Below are 16,350 nucleotides of genomic sequence, written 5' to 3'. Positions count from 1 at the left end.
GGGGCTACGGTGGCCACCATGATTGAAGTACGCCGAGGCGCCGACCGGTACGAGGGCGGAGATGCGGCCGCAGGGATCACCACCCGGCACGCCTTCTCCTTCGGGCACCACTACGACCCCGACAACCTGCGCTTCGGCCCGGTCCTGGCGTGCAACGAGGAGACCCTCGCCCCCGGCGCCGGCTTCGACGAGCACCACCACGGCAACACCGAGATCGTGACCTGGGTGGTGGAGGGCGAGCTCACCCACCGCGACAGCACCGGCGCCACCACCCTGGTCCGGCCCGGCGACGTACAGCACCTCGCCGCCGGATCCGGCGCCCGGCACGTGGAGCGCAACGACGGCCCGCAGCCGCTGCGCTTCGTACAGCTGTGGCTGGCTCCCCTGGAACCGGCCGGCGAGCCCTCGTACGTGCTGGTCAGGGGCATCGCCGACAGCACGCCCTACGCCGTGCCCGCGGCCGGGGCCGTGCTGCACGTACGGCGTCCGGGCGCGGGCGAGCGGGTCGCGGTACCGGCGGCGGGGCACGTGTACCTGCACGTCGTACGGGGAGACCTGCGGCTGGACGGCGAAGGGCGCGAGGACTCCGCCGACGGCGTCGAGCTCGGCCCCGGGGACGCGGCGCGGATCACCGGCGAGCCGGAGCTGGAGCTGGTCGCCGGATCCCCGGGAGAGCTGCTGATCTGCGAACTTCCCTAGAGGCCCTTGAGCTCGGCGAGTACCGCGTCGGTGAACGGGGGCCAGGCCTCCACGGCCCACGGGCCGAACGCGCGGTCCGCCAGCGCCACGCACGCGACGCGGGCGTCCGGGTCCACCCACAGGAAGGTTCCGGCCTGCCCGAAATGGCCGAAGGTGCGCGGTGAGGATCCGGCGCCCGTCCAGTGCGGGGACTTCCCGTCGCGGATCTCCAGGCCGAGGCCCCAGTCGTTGGGGGACTGGTGGCCGTAGCCGGGCAGGACGCCCTTGAGGCCGGGGTGGACCACGGAGGTGGCCTCGGCGACCGTGCGCACGTCCAGCAGCCGCGGCTGCTGGAGCTCGGCGGCGAAGCGCAGCAGGTCGGTGACGGTGGAGACGCCGTCCTTGGCGGGGGAGCCCTCCAGGCTGCTCGACCCCATGCCCAGCGGCTCGAAGACGGCCTGGTCCAGGTACTCGGCGAAGGGGATCCCGGTGGCCTTCGCGATGTGGTCGCCGAGGACCTCGAAGCCCGCGTTCGAGTACAGCCGGCGCGTTCCGGGCGGGGCCATCGCGCGGTGCTCGTCGAAGGCCAGGCCGCTGGTGTGCGCGAGCAGGTGGCGGACGGTGGAGCCCTCGGGTCCGGCGGGCTCGTCCAGCTCGATCGCGCCTTCCTCGTAGGCGACGAGGGCGGCGTAGGCGGCGAGGGGCTTGGTCACGGAGGCCAGCGTGAAGCGGTGGTCCACCGGGCCGTGGGCGCCGAGTACGGTGCCGTCGGCGCGGACGACGGCCGCGGCGGCGGTCGGAACCGGCCAGTTCTCGATGATGCGCAGACTCTGCAAGCTCTCCATGCGGCCGAGGGTACTTGCTTGGAGTGCACTCCAAGGTTTTAGCGTGGTGGTCATGAGCCTGACGCAGACGCGGTACACGATCAGCGAGGTCGAGGCCCGGACCGGTCTGACCCAGCACACACTGCGCTGGTACGAACGGATCGGCCTCATGCCGCACGTGGACCGCTCCCACTCGGGCCAGCGGCGCTTCAGCGACAAGGACCTCGACTGGCTGGCCTTCGTGGGCAAGCTGCGCACCACCGGAATGTCGGTGGCGGACATGGTCCGCTACGCCGAACTCGTCCGCGAGGGCGCGCACACCATGGACCAGCGGCGCGAACTGCTGGAGCGCACGCGCTGCGAGGTGCGGGCGCGGATCGCCGAACTGACGGACGCGCTCGCGGTATTGGACTTCAAGATCGACATGTATTCGATGGACACAGCTTCAGTGAACACGGCTGCGGTGAACACAGTTAAGGCGGACCGGACATGAGCGAGTTCCAGAAGATCGAGAAGGTCGAACTGGGCAAGGGAGGCCCCCTGGTGGGCATCCAGGGCCTCGGCTGCATGGGCATGAGCGAGTTCTACGGGGACACGGACGAGGCGGCCGCCCTGCTGACCCTGGATGCGGCGCTGGACGCCGGGGTCACCCTCTTCGACACCGCCGACATCTACGGGCGGGGTGCGAACGAGGAGTTCCTCGCCCCGTTCGTGGGCGCGCACCGCGAAGAGATCACCCTCGCCACGAAGTTCGCCATAGAGCGCACCGATGACCCGGTGTACCGGGGGATCCGCAACGACCGGGCGTACATCCGCCGGGCGGTGGAGGACAGCCTGCGGCGGCTCGGCACCGATGTGATCGACCTCTACTACATGCACCGGCGCGACCCGGCCGTGCCGTTCGCCGAATCGGTGGGTGCGATGGCGGAGTTGGTGCGGGAGGGCAAGGTGCGCCACCTCGGGCTCAGCGAGGTGACGGGCGCCGAGCTGCGCGAGGCGCACGCGGTGCACCCGATCGCGGCGCTCCAGTCGGAGTGGTCGTTGTTCAGCCGGGACGTGGAGCGCAGCGCGGTGGGCGCGGCGGCGGAGCTGGGCGTGGCCTTCGTGCCGTACTCCCCGCTCGGGCGCGGCTTCCTGACCGGTGCGTTCGCGGACGCGGCGGCGGACCTGTCGGCCAGTGACTTCCGGAAGTACCAGCCCCGTTTCACCGGGGACAACGCGAAGGCGAACGCGGCGCTGCTGGCGCCGGTACGGGAGATCGCGGCGGCGCACGAGGCCACGCCGGGGCAGATCGCCCTGGCCTGGGTGCACCAGCAGGCACGGGTGCACGGGCTGACGGTGGTCCCGATCCCGGGCACCCGCAAGGCGGCCCGCCTCGCGGAGAACACCGGGGCGACCCGGATCACGCTGACGGACGCGGAGCTGGCGCTGCTGGAGCCGATCGCGGCGCGGGTCTCGGGGGACCGCTACCCGGACATGTCCTCGACCTCGGCCGCGCGCGAGGCGTAGGCCGGGGCAGGGCGGGCGGGCCGGGGCGGGGCCGGGCGGGCGGCGGCCCCGCCCCGGCCGGCTCCGCTCAGGCGCCGGCCGTGAAGCGGTCGCGGAGGGCGGCGTACTCCGCGTCCGTCAGGAGCCCCGCACTGTGCAGTTCGCCCAGGTGCTGGAGCCGGTCGCCGGAGCGGGCCCGGGGGACCGAGGCCACCGAGGCGACCGGGGAGCGGCCGCGCAGGGCGGCGAGTACCGCCGCCGCGAACGGCAGGGACTCGTGCACGGCCCCGTAGCCCACGCCGAAGACGGCCGAGGACAGGTCGTGGTCGGGTCGGGGGTCGCCCGCGAGGTCCCGGGCGAGCAGGCGCAGGTGGCCCCCCGCCCGCTCCGGGGAGTGCCACTCGACACCCGTCAGGGCGGCCAGCGGATACCGCTGGTCGCCCGCCTTCCATTTGGTGCTGGTGGCCCCGGTGCGGGACCAGTGGAAGGACACGGCGGCGCCGTCGAAGGCGACCCTGGCGTCATAGGCCTTCAGGACGGCCGGTGGCTGCGGGGCCGGGACCAGGAAGCGGTCGGCCGGTCCGGGCGGTCCCAGCCGCTCGCGCAGGGCCGCCGCGAAGGCCGCCGCCCGGTCGGCTCCGGCGCCGGGCAGCACCAGCCGGTACGGATCGGAGGCTTCTCTCAGCTGCCCCGCCGCGGCTTCCATCAGCGGATCCGCGCCCGCCCTCGCCAAGGCGCGCAGCACCACGGTGTCCCGCCGCCCCACGCTCAGACTCACCCCCGACAACGCTTCGAGGGGGATCCGGCGTTCCCCGAGGGCATGCCAGAGCCTGGGAGTTCGCATCCCCCGTGCGAAGCGGATGAGTATCGAGTCCGTGGTGCGGTCGAACTCCCAGACGGCATGGTTTCCGGCCAGTACGTCACCCATGCGGCACATCGTAAAGGGACCGACCCCCGCTCGTCCCCCCGCTGCGAAGCCCGTTTTCGGGGCGTCTACGCGTGTCAGGAGCCGTTCGTGCCGGAAATTCCCTGTCGGCACGCGTCGCCGCCGGTGGCGCACACCATGGAACCGAACGCACCGGTTCCGATTTTGGCGAAGTTGTCCAAAGACGCGGTGCCTGGCTCGAAGTAGCCGGTGTGGCTCTTGGCCCCGGCCGCGGACAGCACCCGTGCGCCGAAGCCCGGGGAGACCGGATCCGCGCCGTGGCCCACGCCGCCGAGCTCCAGGTGCGGTACGTCCGCGATCCAGTCGCCGGAGTCGCGCATCGACCAGACCCGCGCCGAGGTCCCGAGGTCCGTGACGTTCTCCGCGCGCATTCCGGGGCTGCCCGCCACCGCGATGTCCGTGACCCGGCGGGGCAGTTCGTGCGCGGCGACCCCGCAGACCACCGAGCCGTAGCTGTGGCAGAACAGCGCCACGCTCGCCTTCCCCGGCAGCGAGGAGGCCAGCGCGCGCAGCTTCACGGCGCCGTCCGCGGCCATCCGGCCGGTCGCCGCGTCCATGCCGACCCCGGTCGGCGCGGTGTAACCGGCCCAGGCGATGACCGCCGTCCGGCTGTCGGGCGCGGCCGCGCGCTCGGCCTCGTACAGGGACTGGGCCATGCCAGCGGGGGCGGTGAGGCGGCGCTGGGTGCGCTCGAAGGTCAACGCGTCCGTATCGACACCGGGGACGACCACGGAGATCCGGCGGGCCGCGTCGAGATCGCCGAAGACCTCGGCGACGAGGCCGCCGCCGGTGGGGTCGAAGGTGAGGATCTGCCGGCCCGGCTCGGCGAGGGATTCGAAGCGGTGGGAGCGCCGGGAGGCGTTGGTGCGGTCGGCGGGGGCCAGCGTGACGTCGCGTCCGTCGGCCTCCTCCTCCCGGGCGGCCTGCCGCAGGGCGATCCGGTTGGCCTCGTAGCGGGTGTCGGACGGGGCTCCGTCGAGGTTTCCGACGACGAGCGGGTAGGCCTCGGCCAGCCGGGTGCGCTGGGCGCCGTCCAGGCCGGCGAAGAAGTGGGCCACCATCGGGGCGGGGGCATCCGCGGAGGGCAGCGCCCGGCCTTCGAAGCGGGCCCGGGCCCAGGAGGCGAGCGCGGCCTGGCGCGGGGAGATCCCGTCCTCGGGCCGGTGCACCGCGGTCCAGCCGGTGGTCGCGAGCATCAGGAAGACCACCGTCAGCGCGAGCAGGGTGCGCAGGACGGCCGGGTGCGCGACGTGGTCGACGGCGTGGGGGTGGGCGGGGCCGGGCAGGTTCACTGCGCCCAGACTAGGAGACCGCCGAGGGCGGTGGCACACGGGGTGACCGGAGTCACCGCCGACCGTGCGAATCGGCCGAGAACGGGTGATCTCGTACGGGGCCGCGTGCACGGCCGCGTGCGCCGGGGCGTGCGGCAGGCGCGGCAGCGGCCCCGGCTACTCCCGCAGCGGGCGGGAAGAGCAGGTCAGGCGGGGTGGCTCCAGTCGGCGGCCAGGGCCGGGCCGATCTGGTCGAGGTAGGCCTCGGTCATCCGCCGGATCGTGGCGACGCTGGTGTCCTCGCCCTGTCCCCAGAGCCGGCCGGTGACCCGCATCACGCCCGTGAACGCGGCGACGGCCACCCGCGGCCGCGGATCGGCGTCCACGTCCAGGCCCTCGCGCTCGGCGATCAGCAGGGCGATCCGCTCCTCCAGCTCGGTGGAGCGGCGCAGGTGCACGGCGAGCAGGGCCGGAGTGGACTCGATGAGCCGGTAGCTGCGCATGTACAGGTCGACCGGGACCACCTCGGAGATGGCCTCGTCCACGGTGTCCCAGGCGTCGAGCACGGCCGCGCGCATCGCCTCCAGGGGCCCCTCGGCGGGCGGGCGGGAGCGCAGCGCGGCGACGAAGTGGGATTCGACCAGGTCCTGGACCGCGAAGGCGACCTCCTCCTTGTTGGCGAAGTACCGGAAGAAGGTGCGCTGGGAGACGTCCACGGCGTCGGTGATCTCGTCGACGGTGGTCTCTTCGTACCCCTGGGCGACGAACAGGAGCAGCGAGGCGCGCAGCAGCGCGTCGCGGGTGCGCCGTTTCTTGCGCTCGCGCAGGCCGGCCGCCGGCGCGGACGGCGCGGGCCGCTGATCGGTCATCACGGCGGGCGGGTCCTTTCTGACGCGGACTTTGACTGGGCGGTCTTTGGGTGGGCGGTCTTCGCCTGGGCGGTCAGAGTATCTGTGACGGACCTGACAGTGACTGTCCGACCGAGCCGCCTGCGAAGTGTCAGTAGCTGTCACTAACCTGTTCGCATGACTAGTCAGATCACCGTCGACGACCGGGACGACCAGGACGATCAGGCGCCCGCCAAGGGGCCAGGGTCCGCGCAGGCCCGTACCGGACTGCGCGGACATCCCTGGCTGACCCTCTTCGCCGTCGCGATCGGCGTCATGATGGTCACCCTCGACGGCACGATCGTCGCCGTCGCCAACCCCGCGATCCAGAAGGACCTCGGCGCCTCGCTGGCCGATGTCCAGTGGATCACCAACGGCTACCTCCTCGCCCTCGCGGTCTCGCTGATCACCGCGGGCAAGCTCGGTGACCGATTCGGCCACCGCCAGACCTTCCTCATCGGCATCGCCGGCTTCGCCGCCTCCTCGGCGGTCATCGGCTTCGCCACCGGCGTCGAGCTCGTCATCGGCTTCCGCGTCGCGCAGGGCGTCTTCGGCGCACTGCTGATGCCCGCCGCGCTCGGCCTGCTGCGCGCGACCTTCCCCGCCGAGAAGCTCAACATGGCCATCGGCATCTGGGGCATGGTCATCGGCGTCTCGACCGCCGCCGGTCCCATCGTCGGCGGCCTGCTCGTGGAGAACGTGAGCTGGCAGTCGGTCTTCTTCATCAACGTGCCCGTCGGCATCATCGCGCTCGCCTTCGGCCTGTTCATCCTGGTCGACCACCGCGCCGAGAACGCCCCGCGCTCCTTCGACATCCCCGGCATCATCCTGCTGTCGGCCGCGATGTTCTCCCTGATCTGGGCGCTGATCAAGGCCTCCGAATGGGGCTGGGGCGACACCAGGACCCTGCTCTTCCTCGGGCTGTCCGGCCTGTGCTTCGTGGCCTTCGCCCTCTGGGAGAACCGGGTCGCCGAGCCGCTGATCCCCCTCGGGATGTTCCGCTCGCTGCCGCTGTCCGCTGGCACCGTCCTCATGGTCCTGATGGCCTTCGCCTTCATGGGCGGGCTGTTCTTCGTGACCTTCTACCTCCAGAACATCCACGGCATGAGCCCCGTCGACAGCGGCCTGCACCTGCTGCCGCTCACCGGCATGATGATCATCGGATCGCCGCTGGCCGGCATCGCCATCACCAAGGTCGGCCCGCGCATCCCGCTCGTCGCGGGCATGGTCGCCACCGCCACCGCCTGCTTCGGGATGGCCCAGCTGACCCCGCAGACCGGCACCGCGACCATGTCGCTCTGGTTCGCCCTGATGGGCTTCGGGCTGGCGCCCGTCATGGTCGGCGCCACCGAGGTCATCGTCGGCAACGCCCCGCTGGAGCTGTCCGGCGTGGCCGGCGGGCTCCAGCAGGCCGCGATGCAGGTCGGCGGCAGCCTCGGCACGGCCGTGCTCGGCGCGGTCATGGCGAGCAAGGTCGACAGCGTCTTCGGGGACAACTGGGCCGGGGCCGGGCTGCCGCCGCTCACCCCGGAGCAGGCGGACCTCGCGGCGAAGGGGATCCAGGTCGGCATCGCCCCGGTTCCGCCGGGGGTTCCCGACCAGGTCGCGCAGGCCATCACGGGCGTCGCGCACGACACGTTCGTGTCAGGGATGAGCACCGCCTTCACCGTCGCCGCCATGGTCGCGGTACTCGCCGCGATCGTGGCCTGCTTCACCAAGCGCGGTGCGAACGCCGCCGCCGCGGGGGCGGGCGCGGGGCACATCTAGGCCGTCTCTTGGCCGTTTCGGCCCACAGACCGGCGCCGCCCGAGCTGCCCGCTGCTGTCCGGGCGGCGCCCCGGCGCCTCCGTGGCCCCGTCCGCCGCCGATCGGACGAGGCCGCGGAGGCGTCAACTCCGTACGTACTTCGGCCCCGCCGGGCGGTTCCGGCGGGGCCGTCGCCTATCAGGGTGGACCCGCCCGCTGCCTCTTCCGCCCGACCGTCCGCGCAGGTCAGCGTGGTGTCGACGGAGCTCCGGAAACGGTCCGGGGCCCGTACGTCCACCAGGAGTTGACCCGTCATGCGTACGTGGAACACGACTTTCGTCGCGGCCGCCGTCCTCGCCGCCACCCTGCTGATCCCGGGCACCGCCGGCTCCGCCCACGCCGCGGGACACGCGGCCGGGGCGGAAGGCGCGAAGGGGACCGGCCACGCCTCGGGGCCGCCGCCCCTGGGGCTCTGCGCCACCGGGCAGTTGTGCCTGTGGGCGAAGCCGGAGTTCAAGGGGGCCCGCAAGACCCACGAGCTCAGCACCCTCGACATCAACAGCTGTACCGCGCTGCCCGCCGGGACCACCGCCCAGTCGCTCTCCAACCGGACCGGGCGCCCGGTGACCACCTACCAGTCGGCCGAGTGCGCCGAGACGGGAGAGTTCCAGACCTATCCGGGCGACGGGGTGTGGCTGCCCCAGTCGCCCTACCAGGTGCGGGCGTTCAAGGTGTGGGAGCACTGACGGCCCCGGCACCCGGGCCGCCCTGGGCGTGGACCTCCGCGTCCGGGGCGTGCCCGGCCACCTCGGGCTCGGCGGGTACCGACCCGGTGAGCCGGGCGACCTCCGCGCGCAGCGCCCGTACCTCGCCCGCCAGTTCGGCGATCGCCGCCGTCTGGGCCCGTTCCACCAGGTCGTCGCGTTCGAAGCGGGAGATGAACCAGGCCGCGATGTTGGCGGTCACCACACCCAGCAGCGCGATCCCGGACAGCATCAGCCCCACCGCCAGCAGCCGGCCGAGCCCGGTGGTGGGGGAGTGGTCCCCGTACCCGACCGTGGTCATCGTCGTCACCGACCACCACAGGGCGTCCCCGAGGTTCTTGATGTTGCCGTTGGGTGCGTCCCGCTCCACGCTCAGCACGGCCAGCGAGCCGAACATCAGCAGCCCGACCACCGCGCCCGCCACGTACGTGGTCAGCCGGATCTGCGGGGCCATCCGGGCCCGCCGGCCCACCAGCATCAGGGTGGCGACCACCCGCAGCAGCCGTAGCGGCTGGATCATCGGCAGCAGCACCGCCGCCAGGTCCATCCAGTGCGTCCGTACGAACGCCTTCTTCGCCCCCGACAGGCCCAGCCGCATCAGGTAGTCGACGGCGAAGGCCGCCCACACCACCCACTCGGCGTGCGTGCAGGCCCGGTGCACGCCCGGATCCGCGTCGGGCGCGACGATCGGCACGGCGTAGGCGACGGCGAATCCGAGGGCGAGCACCAGCAGAGGCGTCTGCGTCCGGCGCTCCCACCGCGACTGGCGGGAGGGTTCCTTCATGCGGGCATAGTAAAGAACGAGTAAGGGGCGCTGGGACAGATGTCCCAGCGCCCCCACGCAAGAGTGACGGAGCGACGGCTACGCGTCGCCGCCCGCCGCGCCCGGGTGCGCCGCCGTGACGTCCAGCAGCTGGTACCGGTCGATGGCCTGCTTCAGCGCCGAGCGGTCGATCTTGCCCTCCTTGGCCAGCTCGGTCAGCACCGAGAGGACCACCGACTGCGCGTCGATGTGGAAGAAGCGGCGGGCCGCACCGCGCGTGTCGGCGAAGCCGAAGCCGTCCGCGCCCAGCGAGGTGTACGAGCCCGGGACCCAGCGCGAGATCTGGTCCGGAACCGCCCGCATCCAGTCGGAGACCGCCACGAACGGGCCCTCGGAGCCCGACAGCTTGCGGGTCACGTACGGGACGCGCTGCTCCTCCTCCGGGTGGAGCAGGTTGTGCTCCTCCACCGCGACGGCCTCGCGACGCAGCTCGTTCCAGGAGGTCGCCGACCAGACGTCCGCCTTGACGTTCCACTCGGCGGCCAGGATCCGCTGCGCCTCCAGCGCCCACGGCACGGCCACGCCGGACGCCATGATCTGCGCCCCGACCGCGCCCGTGGTGCCCGCGGAGACCCGGTGGATGCCCTTGAGGATGCCCTCGGCGTCCACGTCCGCCGGCTCGGCCGGATGCTGGATCGGCTCGTTGTAGACCGTCAGGTAGTAGAAGACGTCCTCGGCGTCGGGCCCGTACATCCGGCGCAGACCGTCCTTGACGATGTGCGCGATCTCGTACCCGTACGCCGGGTCGTACGCCACACAGCCCGGGTTGGTCGACGCCAGCAGCTGGGAGTGACCATCGGCGTGCTGGAGACCCTCACCCGTGAGGGTGGTCCGGCCGGCGGTCGCGCCGAGGACGAAACCGCGCGCCAGCTGGTCGGCCATCTGCCAGAACTGGTCACCCGTGCGCTGGAAACCGAACATCGAGTAGAAGACGTAGACCGGGATCAGCGGCTCGCCGTGCGTCGCGTACGCCGAACCGGCGGCGATCAGCGAGGCCGTGCAGCCCGCCTCCGAGATGCCGTCGTGCAGCATCTGGCCGGTCGGGGACTCCTTGTACGCGAGTAGCAGGTCGCGGTCGACCGCCTCGTACTGCTGGCCCAGCGGGTTGTAGATCTTGGCGCTCGGGAAGAACGCGTCCATGCCGAAGGTGCGGTACTCGTCGGGCGCGATCAGCACGAAGCGCTTGCCGATCTCCTTGTCCCGCATGAGGTCCTTCAGGATGCGGACGAAGGCCATGGTGGTGGCGATCGACTGCTGTCCCGAGCCCTTCTTGGCGGCCGCGTACGTCTTCTCGTCCGGCAGCTGCAGCGGCTTCGCGCGCACCACGCGGGTGGGCACGTAACCGCCGAGCGCGCTGCGACGGTCGTGCATGTACTGGATCTCGGGGGAGTTGCGGCCCGGGTGGTAGTACGGCGGCGCGCCGTCCTCCAGCTGGGCGTCCGTGATCGGGATGTGCAGCCGGTCGCGGAAGCGCTTGAGGTCGTCGGCCGTCAGCTTCTTCATCTGGTGGGTCGCGTTGCGGCCCTCGAAGTTCGGGCCCAGGGTCCAGCCCTTGACCGTCTGCGCCAGGATCACCGTCGGCTGGCCCTTGTGGGCCTTGGCCGCCGCGTACGCCGCGTAGACCTTCTTGTGGTCGTGACCGCCGCGGCCCAGGTGCTGGATCTGCGTGTCGGTCATGTTCTCGACCATCGCGCGCAGCCGGTGGTCGCCGCCGAAGAAGTGCTCACGGATGTACGCACCGGATTCGGTCGCGTACGTCTGGAACTGCCCGTCCGGGGTGGTGTTCATCTTGTTGACCAGGATGCCGTCGCGGTCCTGCGCCAGCAGCGGGTCCCAGGAGCGGTCCCAGATCAGCTTGATGACGTTCCAGCCGGCGCCGCGGAACTGCGACTCCAGCTCCTGCATGATCTTGCCGTTGCCGCGGACCGGGCCGTCGAGGCGCTGGAGGTTGCAGTTGACGACGAAGGTCAGGTTGTCCAGGTTCTCGCGGGCGGCGATGGACAGCTGGCCGAGCGACTCCGGCTCGTCCATCTCGCCGTCGCCGAGATACGCCCAGACGTGTGACTTGGAGGTGTCCGCGATGCCGCGGGCCTGCATGTACCGGTTCATCCGGGCCTGGTAGATCGCACCGAGCGGACCGAGGCCCATCGAGACGGTCGGGAACTCCCAGAAGTCCGGCATCAGACGCGGGTGCGGGTAGCTGGAGAGGCCGTACGGGGCCTTCGACTTCTCCTGGCGGAACGCGTCGAGCTGCTGCTCGGAGAGCCGGTCCAGGAGGTAGGCGCGGGCGTAGATACCGGGGGAGGCGTGGCCCTGGAAGAAGATCTGGTCGCCGCCGTCGCCCTCGTCCTTGCCGCGGAAGAAGTGGTTGAAGCCCACGTCGTAGAGGGAGGCGGAGGAAGCGAAGGTGGCGATGTGGCCGCCGACCCCGATGCCCGGACGCTGGGCGCGCGAGACCATGACGGCCGCGTTCCAGCGGGTGGCGTTGAGGACCTTGCGCTCGATCTCCTCGTTGCCGGGGAAGAAGGGCTCGTCCTTGGTGGCGATCGTGTTGACGTAGTCCGTGGAGCGCATCTCGGGCACGGCCACGCGCTTCTCGCGGGCCCGCTCGATCAGCCGCAGCATCAGGTAGCGGGCGCGCTCGCGGCCCCGCTCGTCGACGGCGGCGTCCAGGGAGTCGAGCCACTCCTGCGTCTCTTCCGGATCGAAGTCCGGGACCTGGCTCGGCAGGCCACCAATGATGATCGGATTGCGATCGGATGCGGAAGCCACGCTGTTCCTTCGCTGTCGGGGGAGTCGTGCCTTGGGGTTCGCCGCCTCCCATGGTCTTACGCTCGGCGGAAATCGTCATCTTTACCACTCGGTAATCCCTGGACTCAGTGGGATTGCGGGGGCTGTGGTGACGAGACCGGCCAAACTGCAACCTTACGCCCACGTAGATCAACGCCTTCGCAAGGCCGTTCGTCCCTCAAACAGGTAGGAAAGTCCCGAGGCGGTGCCGAATGAGGTGGAATGGTGTGGGATGAATCACCAGAGGTACATACCGAGGCGCTGAAAGTTGCGGCGAGACGGCCGTAATCGTCACCGTTTCGACGGTCTCGGCGGCCGGGTACTTGCGCGATCCGCCGCGCCCGTGTGGACTACGCCCAATGCTGCGCGTACGCGCGCTGCCGAAGAACATTCACCGAACATGAGCAGGAGGCACCCCGTGAGCGCGACCGCGGACCACGCGGAGAACCTGGCCGCCAGGCTGGGTTTCCAGTCCGAACAGGTGGTCCAGGAGATCGGCTACGACGACGATGTCGATCAGGAATTCCGTGATGCCGTAGAGGATCACGTCAACGAGGTCGTCGATGAGGACTACGACGATGTCGCGGACGCGGTGCTGCTGTGGTTCCGGGAGGACGACGGCGACCTGACGGACGCCCTGGTCGACGCGACCGAGCTGGTCGAGGACGGCGCACTGATCCTGCTGGTGACTCCCAAGACCGGCAAGGACGGTTTCGTCGAGGCCAGCGACATCAGCGAGGCCGCCGAGACCGCCGGCCTCTCTCTGGCCAAGGGACTCCCCGTCGGCAAGGAGTGGACCTCCACCCGCCTGACGACCCCGAAGACGGCCAAGACCAAGCGCTGAACCGCGCCCCGCAGCCAAGCGGACACATGCACCCCGCCGACCGGAATCGTCCCGGTCGGCGGGGTGTGTGCGTTCGGCGGCGCGGTGGGTCCGCGGCATAGGCTGGCCCTCGGGACATCACCCGAACGGCTCAACGCAGGCATGCAGGAACGAAGGGATGCGACAGATGGCGATCGAGGTCGGCAGCAAGGCCCCGGACTTCGAACTCAAGGACAACCACGGTGCCACCGTGCGGCTCTCCGACTTCCGGGGGGAGAAGGCCGTCGTGCTGCTCTTCTACCCGTTCGCCTTCACCGGCGTCTGCACCGGGGAGCTGTGCGAGCTGCGCGACCAGCTGCCGCGGTTCCAGAACGACGGCGTGCAGCTCCTCGCGGTCTCCAACGACTCCGTGCCGACCCTGCGGGTCTTCGGCGAGCAGGAGGGGCTGGAGTACCCGCTGCTGTCGGACTTCTGGCCGCACGGGGAGACCTCCCGCGCCTACGGGGTCTTCGACGAGGACAAGGGCTGCGCGGTCCGCGGCACCTTCGTCATCGACAAGGACGGCGTGGTGCGGTGGAGTGTCGTCAACGGCCTGCCCGACGCACGCGACCTGAACGAGTACATCAAGGCCCTCGACAGCCTCTGAGGGCTCGTGGGCAGGTTCGCCACGAATAAGCCCGTACAGGCGGGAACCCGTCACTAGGATCGAAACGTTGATCCTGTGAATCGCACGACGGGGCTCCGCCCCACACAAAAACCTTATGGAGGACCCGTGGGAGTCAGCCTCAGCAAGGGCGGCAACGTCTCGCTGTCCAAGGCCGCGCCGAACCTGACGGCGGTCATCGTCGGTCTGGGCTGGGATGCTCGCACCACCACCGGTGTCGACTTCGACCTCGACGCCAGCGCGATCCTGACCAACGACCAGGGCAAGGTCGCCAGCGACGCGAACTTCGTGTTCTTCAACAACCTGAAGAGCCCCGACGGCTCGGTCGAGCACACCGGCGACAACACCACCGGCGAGGGCGAAGGCGACGACGAGGCCATCAAGGTCAACCTCGCCGGCGTTCCGGCCGATGTGGCCAAGATCGTCTTCCCGGTCTCGATCTACGAGGCCGAGAGCCGTCAGCAGAGCTTCGGCCAGGTCCGCAACGCGTACATCCGCGTCGTGAACCAGGCCGACAACAGCGAGCTCGCCCGCTACGACCTGTCGGAGGACGCCTCGACCGAGACCGCCATGGTCTTCGGCGAGCTCTACCGCAACGGCGCGGAGTGGAAGTTCCGTGCCATCGGCCAGGGTTACGCCTCGGGCCTGCGCGGCATCGCGCAGGACTTCGGCGTCAACGTCTGAGTCTGATCCTGATCTGGGCCTGATTCGTCAGGGCAGAAGCTCACCCGTCCGGCGCCGTGCACTGTGTGTACGGCGCCGGACCGGCTTTACGTACAGTCGTACCGCCACACCGTCGTACCGCCGCACTGCCACACCGTTGTCCGGGGAGGACCACAACATGGGCGTCACACTCGCCAAGGGGGGCAATGTCTCCCTCTCCAAGGCCGCACCGAACCTCACCCGGGTTCTGATCGGCCTCGGATGGGACGCACGCTCGACCACGGGCGCCGACTTCGACCTCGACGCCAGCGCGCTGCTGTGCGGCAACGGCCGGGTGCTCGGGGACGAGTACTTCGTCTTCTACAACAACCTGAAGAGCCCCGAGGGCTCCGTCGAACACACGGGGGACAACCTCACCGGCGAGGGTGAAGGTGACGACGAGTCGATCATCATCGACCTCACCAAGGTGCCGGCCGCGGTGGACAAGATCGTCTTTCCGGTCTCGATCCACGAGGCGGAGGTCCGTCGGCAGAGCTTCGGCCAGGTCAGCAATGCGTACATCCGCGTGGTGAACGAGTTGGACGGCCAGGAACTGGCCCGCTACGACCTCACCGAAGACGCCTCCAGCGAGACCGCGATGATCTTCGGCGAGGTGTACAGGTACGGCGGCGAATGGAAGTTCCGGGCGGTGGGGCAGGGGTACGCGTCCGGGCTCCGGGGCATCGCTCTAGACTTCGGGGTCAACGTTTCGTAAAGCCGTACAAGACGATGGGATGCCAGTGGTTCTGAAAACCTTCGGCTGGTCGTTCGCAGTCACTGCGCTCGGACTGGTCGCAGCGGTGCTCTACGGGGGCTGGGAAGGGTTCGGGATCGTCGCGATCCTCACCATCCTCGAGATCTCGCTGTCCTTCGACAATGCGGTGGTCAACGCCGGAATCCTGAAGAAGATGAATGCCTTCTGGCAGAAGATCTTCCTCACGGTCGGCGTGCTCATCGCGGTCTTCGGCATGCGGCTGGTCTTCCCCGTCGCCATCGTCGCGATCAGCGCCAAGATCGGTCCCATCGAAGCCGTCAAGCTGGCGATGACCGAAAAGGAGCAGTACCGGCAACTGGTCACGGACGCCCACCCGTCCATCGCCGCCTTCGGTGGCATGTTCCTGCTGATGATCTTCCTCGACTTCATCTTCGAGGACCGTGACATCAAGTGGCTCGCCTGGCTGGAGCGTCCGCTCGCCAAGCTCGGCAAGATCGACATGCTGTCCGCGTGCATCGCGCTGATCGTCCTGGTCGTCGCCTCGATGACCTTCGCCACCCAGGCCCACCAGCACGGCGGCGTCCACGTGGACAAGGCGCAGACCGTCCTGATCTCCGGCGTCCTCGGCCTGATCACGTACATGATCGTCGGCGGTCTCTCCGGCTACTTCGAGAACAAGCTCGAAGAAGAGGAAGAGGCCGAGCACGAGGCGGAGGAAGAGGCCAAGAAGAGCGGCAGGTCCCCGGTCTCGGCCGTCGCCATGGCCGGCAAGGCCGCCTTCTTCATGTTCCTCTACCTCGAAGTCCTCGACGCCTCCTTCTCCTTCGACGGGGTCATCGGCGCCTTCGCCATCACCAACGACATCGTGCTGATGGCCCTGGGCCTCGGCGTCGGTGCCATGTACGTCCGGTCGCTCACGGTCTACCTGGTCCGCCAGGGCACCCTCGACGACTACGTCTACCTGGAGCACGGCGCGCACTACGCCATCGGCGCGCTCGCCGTCATCCTTCTCGTCACCATCCAGTACGAGATCCACGAGGTCATCACCGGCCTCGTCGGCGTCGTGCTGATCGCGTGGTCCTTCTGGTCCTCGGTGCGCCGCAACAAGCGCCTGGAGCTGGAGGGTTCCCCCGCCGAGGCATGACCGCGGCGTTAATGCGGAACGCTCAAGTGCGGGGCGGGGGCGGCCGGGGCCGCCCCCCCCCCCCCCCCCCCCCCCACGGAGGGGA

At 70.2% G+C, this 16,350-nt stretch carries 16 protein-coding genes; 10 read left to right on the top strand and 6 right to left on the bottom strand.

Annotated elements, in window-relative coordinates:
• Window positions 1–18 precede the first annotated feature (18 nt).
• Window positions 19–699 (top strand): pirin family protein, encoded by a 681-nt coding sequence (locus tag ACFXDJ_RS18575; protein ID WP_384849643.1) that lies wholly within the window; start codon window positions 19–21, stop codon window positions 697–699.
• Here ACFXDJ_RS18575 and ACFXDJ_RS18570 read toward each other — a convergent pair.
• Window positions 696–1,514, bottom strand: coding sequence for a serine hydrolase domain-containing protein (locus ACFXDJ_RS18570; protein ID WP_384651918.1), 819 nt, complete (start codon window positions 1,512–1,514; stop codon window positions 696–698). The genes ACFXDJ_RS18575 and ACFXDJ_RS18570 overlap by 4 nt on opposite strands.
• A 61-nt stretch (window positions 1,515–1,575) precedes the next feature.
• On the opposite strand from ACFXDJ_RS18570, the gene ACFXDJ_RS18565 reads away from it, so the two are divergent.
• Complete coding sequence (locus tag ACFXDJ_RS18565) at window positions 1,576–1,995, top strand: MerR family transcriptional regulator (RefSeq protein ID WP_384651856.1); 420 nt, start codon at window positions 1,576–1,578, stop codon at window positions 1,993–1,995.
• Window positions 1,992–3,011 carry an aldo/keto reductase gene (locus ACFXDJ_RS18560; RefSeq protein ID WP_384651854.1) on the top strand — a complete coding sequence of 340 codons (1,020 nt, stop codon included), beginning with the start codon at window positions 1,992–1,994 and terminating at the stop codon, window positions 3,009–3,011. Before ACFXDJ_RS18565 ends, ACFXDJ_RS18560 begins: the two co-directional genes overlap by 4 nt.
• A 67-nt stretch (window positions 3,012–3,078) precedes the next feature.
• Here ACFXDJ_RS18560 and ACFXDJ_RS18555 read toward each other — a convergent pair whose 3' ends face one another.
• From ACFXDJ_RS18555 to ACFXDJ_RS18545, 3 genes are all read right to left on the bottom strand, one after another.
• Window positions 3,079–3,918, bottom strand: a complete 840-nt coding sequence (locus ACFXDJ_RS18555) for a DUF4429 domain-containing protein (RefSeq protein WP_384662634.1) — start codon at window positions 3,916–3,918, stop codon at window positions 3,079–3,081.
• Window positions 3,919–3,992: 74 nt separating this feature from the next.
• Complete coding sequence (locus ACFXDJ_RS18550) at window positions 3,993–5,132, bottom strand: alpha/beta hydrolase (RefSeq protein ID WP_384662641.1); 1,140 nt, start codon at window positions 5,130–5,132, stop codon at window positions 3,993–3,995.
• Between the two features lie 281 nt (window positions 5,133–5,413).
• Window positions 5,414–6,076 (bottom strand): TetR/AcrR family transcriptional regulator, encoded by a 663-nt coding sequence (locus tag ACFXDJ_RS18545; RefSeq protein WP_384662637.1) that lies wholly within the window; start codon window positions 6,074–6,076, stop codon window positions 5,414–5,416.
• Window positions 6,077–6,370: 294 nt separating this feature from the next.
• Between ACFXDJ_RS18545 and ACFXDJ_RS18540 the strand changes: the two genes are divergently transcribed.
• Together ACFXDJ_RS18540 and ACFXDJ_RS18535 are read left to right on the top strand one after the other, a co-directional pair.
• Window positions 6,371–7,861 carry a DHA2 family efflux MFS transporter permease subunit gene (locus ACFXDJ_RS18540; RefSeq protein WP_384662644.1) on the top strand — a complete coding sequence of 497 codons (1,491 nt, stop codon included), beginning with the start codon at window positions 6,371–6,373 and terminating at the stop codon, window positions 7,859–7,861.
• A gap of 293 nt (window positions 7,862–8,154) precedes the next feature.
• Window positions 8,155–8,586: a peptidase inhibitor family I36 protein gene (locus tag ACFXDJ_RS18535; RefSeq protein ID WP_384849640.1), complete on the top strand. Its 432-nt coding sequence runs from the start codon at window positions 8,155–8,157 to the stop codon at window positions 8,584–8,586.
• On the opposite strand, the gene ACFXDJ_RS18530 is transcribed toward ACFXDJ_RS18535, so the two are convergent.
• Window positions 8,567–9,388, bottom strand: a complete 822-nt coding sequence (locus ACFXDJ_RS18530; RefSeq protein WP_384849637.1) for a potassium channel family protein — start codon at window positions 9,386–9,388, stop codon at window positions 8,567–8,569. The genes ACFXDJ_RS18535 and ACFXDJ_RS18530 overlap by 20 nt on opposite strands.
• Before the next feature lie 78 nt (window positions 9,389–9,466).
• The gene (gene aceE / locus ACFXDJ_RS18525) at window positions 9,467–12,199 is read right to left on the bottom strand and encodes a pyruvate dehydrogenase (acetyl-transferring), homodimeric type (protein WP_384657133.1); all 2,733 of its coding nucleotides are present in this window, start codon (window positions 12,197–12,199) and stop codon (window positions 9,467–9,469) included.
• 436 nt (window positions 12,200–12,635) lie between these two features.
• Between aceE and ACFXDJ_RS18520 the strand changes: the two genes are divergently transcribed.
• From ACFXDJ_RS18520 to ACFXDJ_RS18500, 5 genes are all read left to right on the top strand, one after another.
• Entirely contained in the window at window positions 12,636–13,061 is a 426-nt protein-coding gene (locus ACFXDJ_RS18520; protein ID WP_384657136.1) for a DUF3052 domain-containing protein, read from the top strand.
• A 166-nt stretch (window positions 13,062–13,227) separates the two neighbouring features.
• The gene (locus tag ACFXDJ_RS18515) at window positions 13,228–13,686 is read left to right on the top strand and encodes a peroxiredoxin (protein ID WP_384657161.1); all 459 of its coding nucleotides are present in this window, start codon (window positions 13,228–13,230) and stop codon (window positions 13,684–13,686) included.
• Window positions 13,687–13,812: 126 nt separating this feature from the next.
• Complete coding sequence (locus tag ACFXDJ_RS18510; RefSeq protein WP_384657138.1) at window positions 13,813–14,388, top strand: TerD family protein; 576 nt, start codon at window positions 13,813–13,815, stop codon at window positions 14,386–14,388.
• Window positions 14,389–14,545: 157 nt separating this feature from the next.
• On the top strand, window positions 14,546–15,121 hold the full coding sequence (locus tag ACFXDJ_RS18505) for a TerD family protein (RefSeq protein WP_384657140.1): 576 nt from the start codon (window positions 14,546–14,548) through the stop codon (window positions 15,119–15,121).
• A gap of 25 nt (window positions 15,122–15,146) precedes the next feature.
• The gene (locus ACFXDJ_RS18500) at window positions 15,147–16,265 is read left to right on the top strand and encodes a DUF475 domain-containing protein (protein WP_384657164.1); all 1,119 of its coding nucleotides are present in this window, start codon (window positions 15,147–15,149) and stop codon (window positions 16,263–16,265) included.
• Window positions 16,266–16,350 lie beyond the last annotated feature (85 nt).

The organism is Streptomyces sp. NPDC059443 (genome assembly GCF_042750105.1).
In the GTDB taxonomy this organism is placed as follows: Bacteria; Actinomycetota; Actinomycetes; order Streptomycetales; family Streptomycetaceae; genus Streptomyces.
Note: the sequence above shows the minus strand (reverse complement) of the source record. Positions and strands in the feature narration are given on the sequence as shown.

Coding starts and splice junctions, on each gene's coding strand:
- ACFXDJ_RS18550 (WP_384662641.1), bottom strand. CDS start 5,132: ATGCTCGCGACCACCGGCTGGACCGCGGTGCACCGGCCCGAGGACGGG.
- ACFXDJ_RS18535 (WP_384849640.1), top strand. CDS start 8,155: ATGCGTACGTGGAACACGACTTTCGTCGCGGCCGCCGTCCTCGCCGCC.
- ACFXDJ_RS18540 (WP_384662644.1), top strand. CDS start 6,371: ATGATGGTCACCCTCGACGGCACGATCGTCGCCGTCGCCAACCCCGCG.
- ACFXDJ_RS18545 (WP_384662637.1), bottom strand. CDS start 6,076: ATGACCGATCAGCGGCCCGCGCCGTCCGCGCCGGCGGCCGGCCTGCGC.
- ACFXDJ_RS18515 (WP_384657161.1), top strand. CDS start 13,228: ATGGCGATCGAGGTCGGCAGCAAGGCCCCGGACTTCGAACTCAAGGAC.
- ACFXDJ_RS18560 (WP_384651854.1), top strand. CDS start 1,992: ATGAGCGAGTTCCAGAAGATCGAGAAGGTCGAACTGGGCAAGGGAGGC.
- ACFXDJ_RS18505 (WP_384657140.1), top strand. CDS start 14,546: ATGGGCGTCACACTCGCCAAGGGGGGCAATGTCTCCCTCTCCAAGGCC.
- ACFXDJ_RS18555 (WP_384662634.1), bottom strand. CDS start 3,918: ATGGGTGACGTACTGGCCGGAAACCATGCCGTCTGGGAGTTCGACCGC.
- ACFXDJ_RS18565 (WP_384651856.1), top strand. CDS start 1,576: ATGAGCCTGACGCAGACGCGGTACACGATCAGCGAGGTCGAGGCCCGG.
- ACFXDJ_RS18575 (WP_384849643.1), top strand. CDS start 19: ATGATTGAAGTACGCCGAGGCGCCGACCGGTACGAGGGCGGAGATGCG.
- ACFXDJ_RS18530 (WP_384849637.1), bottom strand. CDS start 9,388: ATGAAGGAACCCTCCCGCCAGTCGCGGTGGGAGCGCCGGACGCAGACG.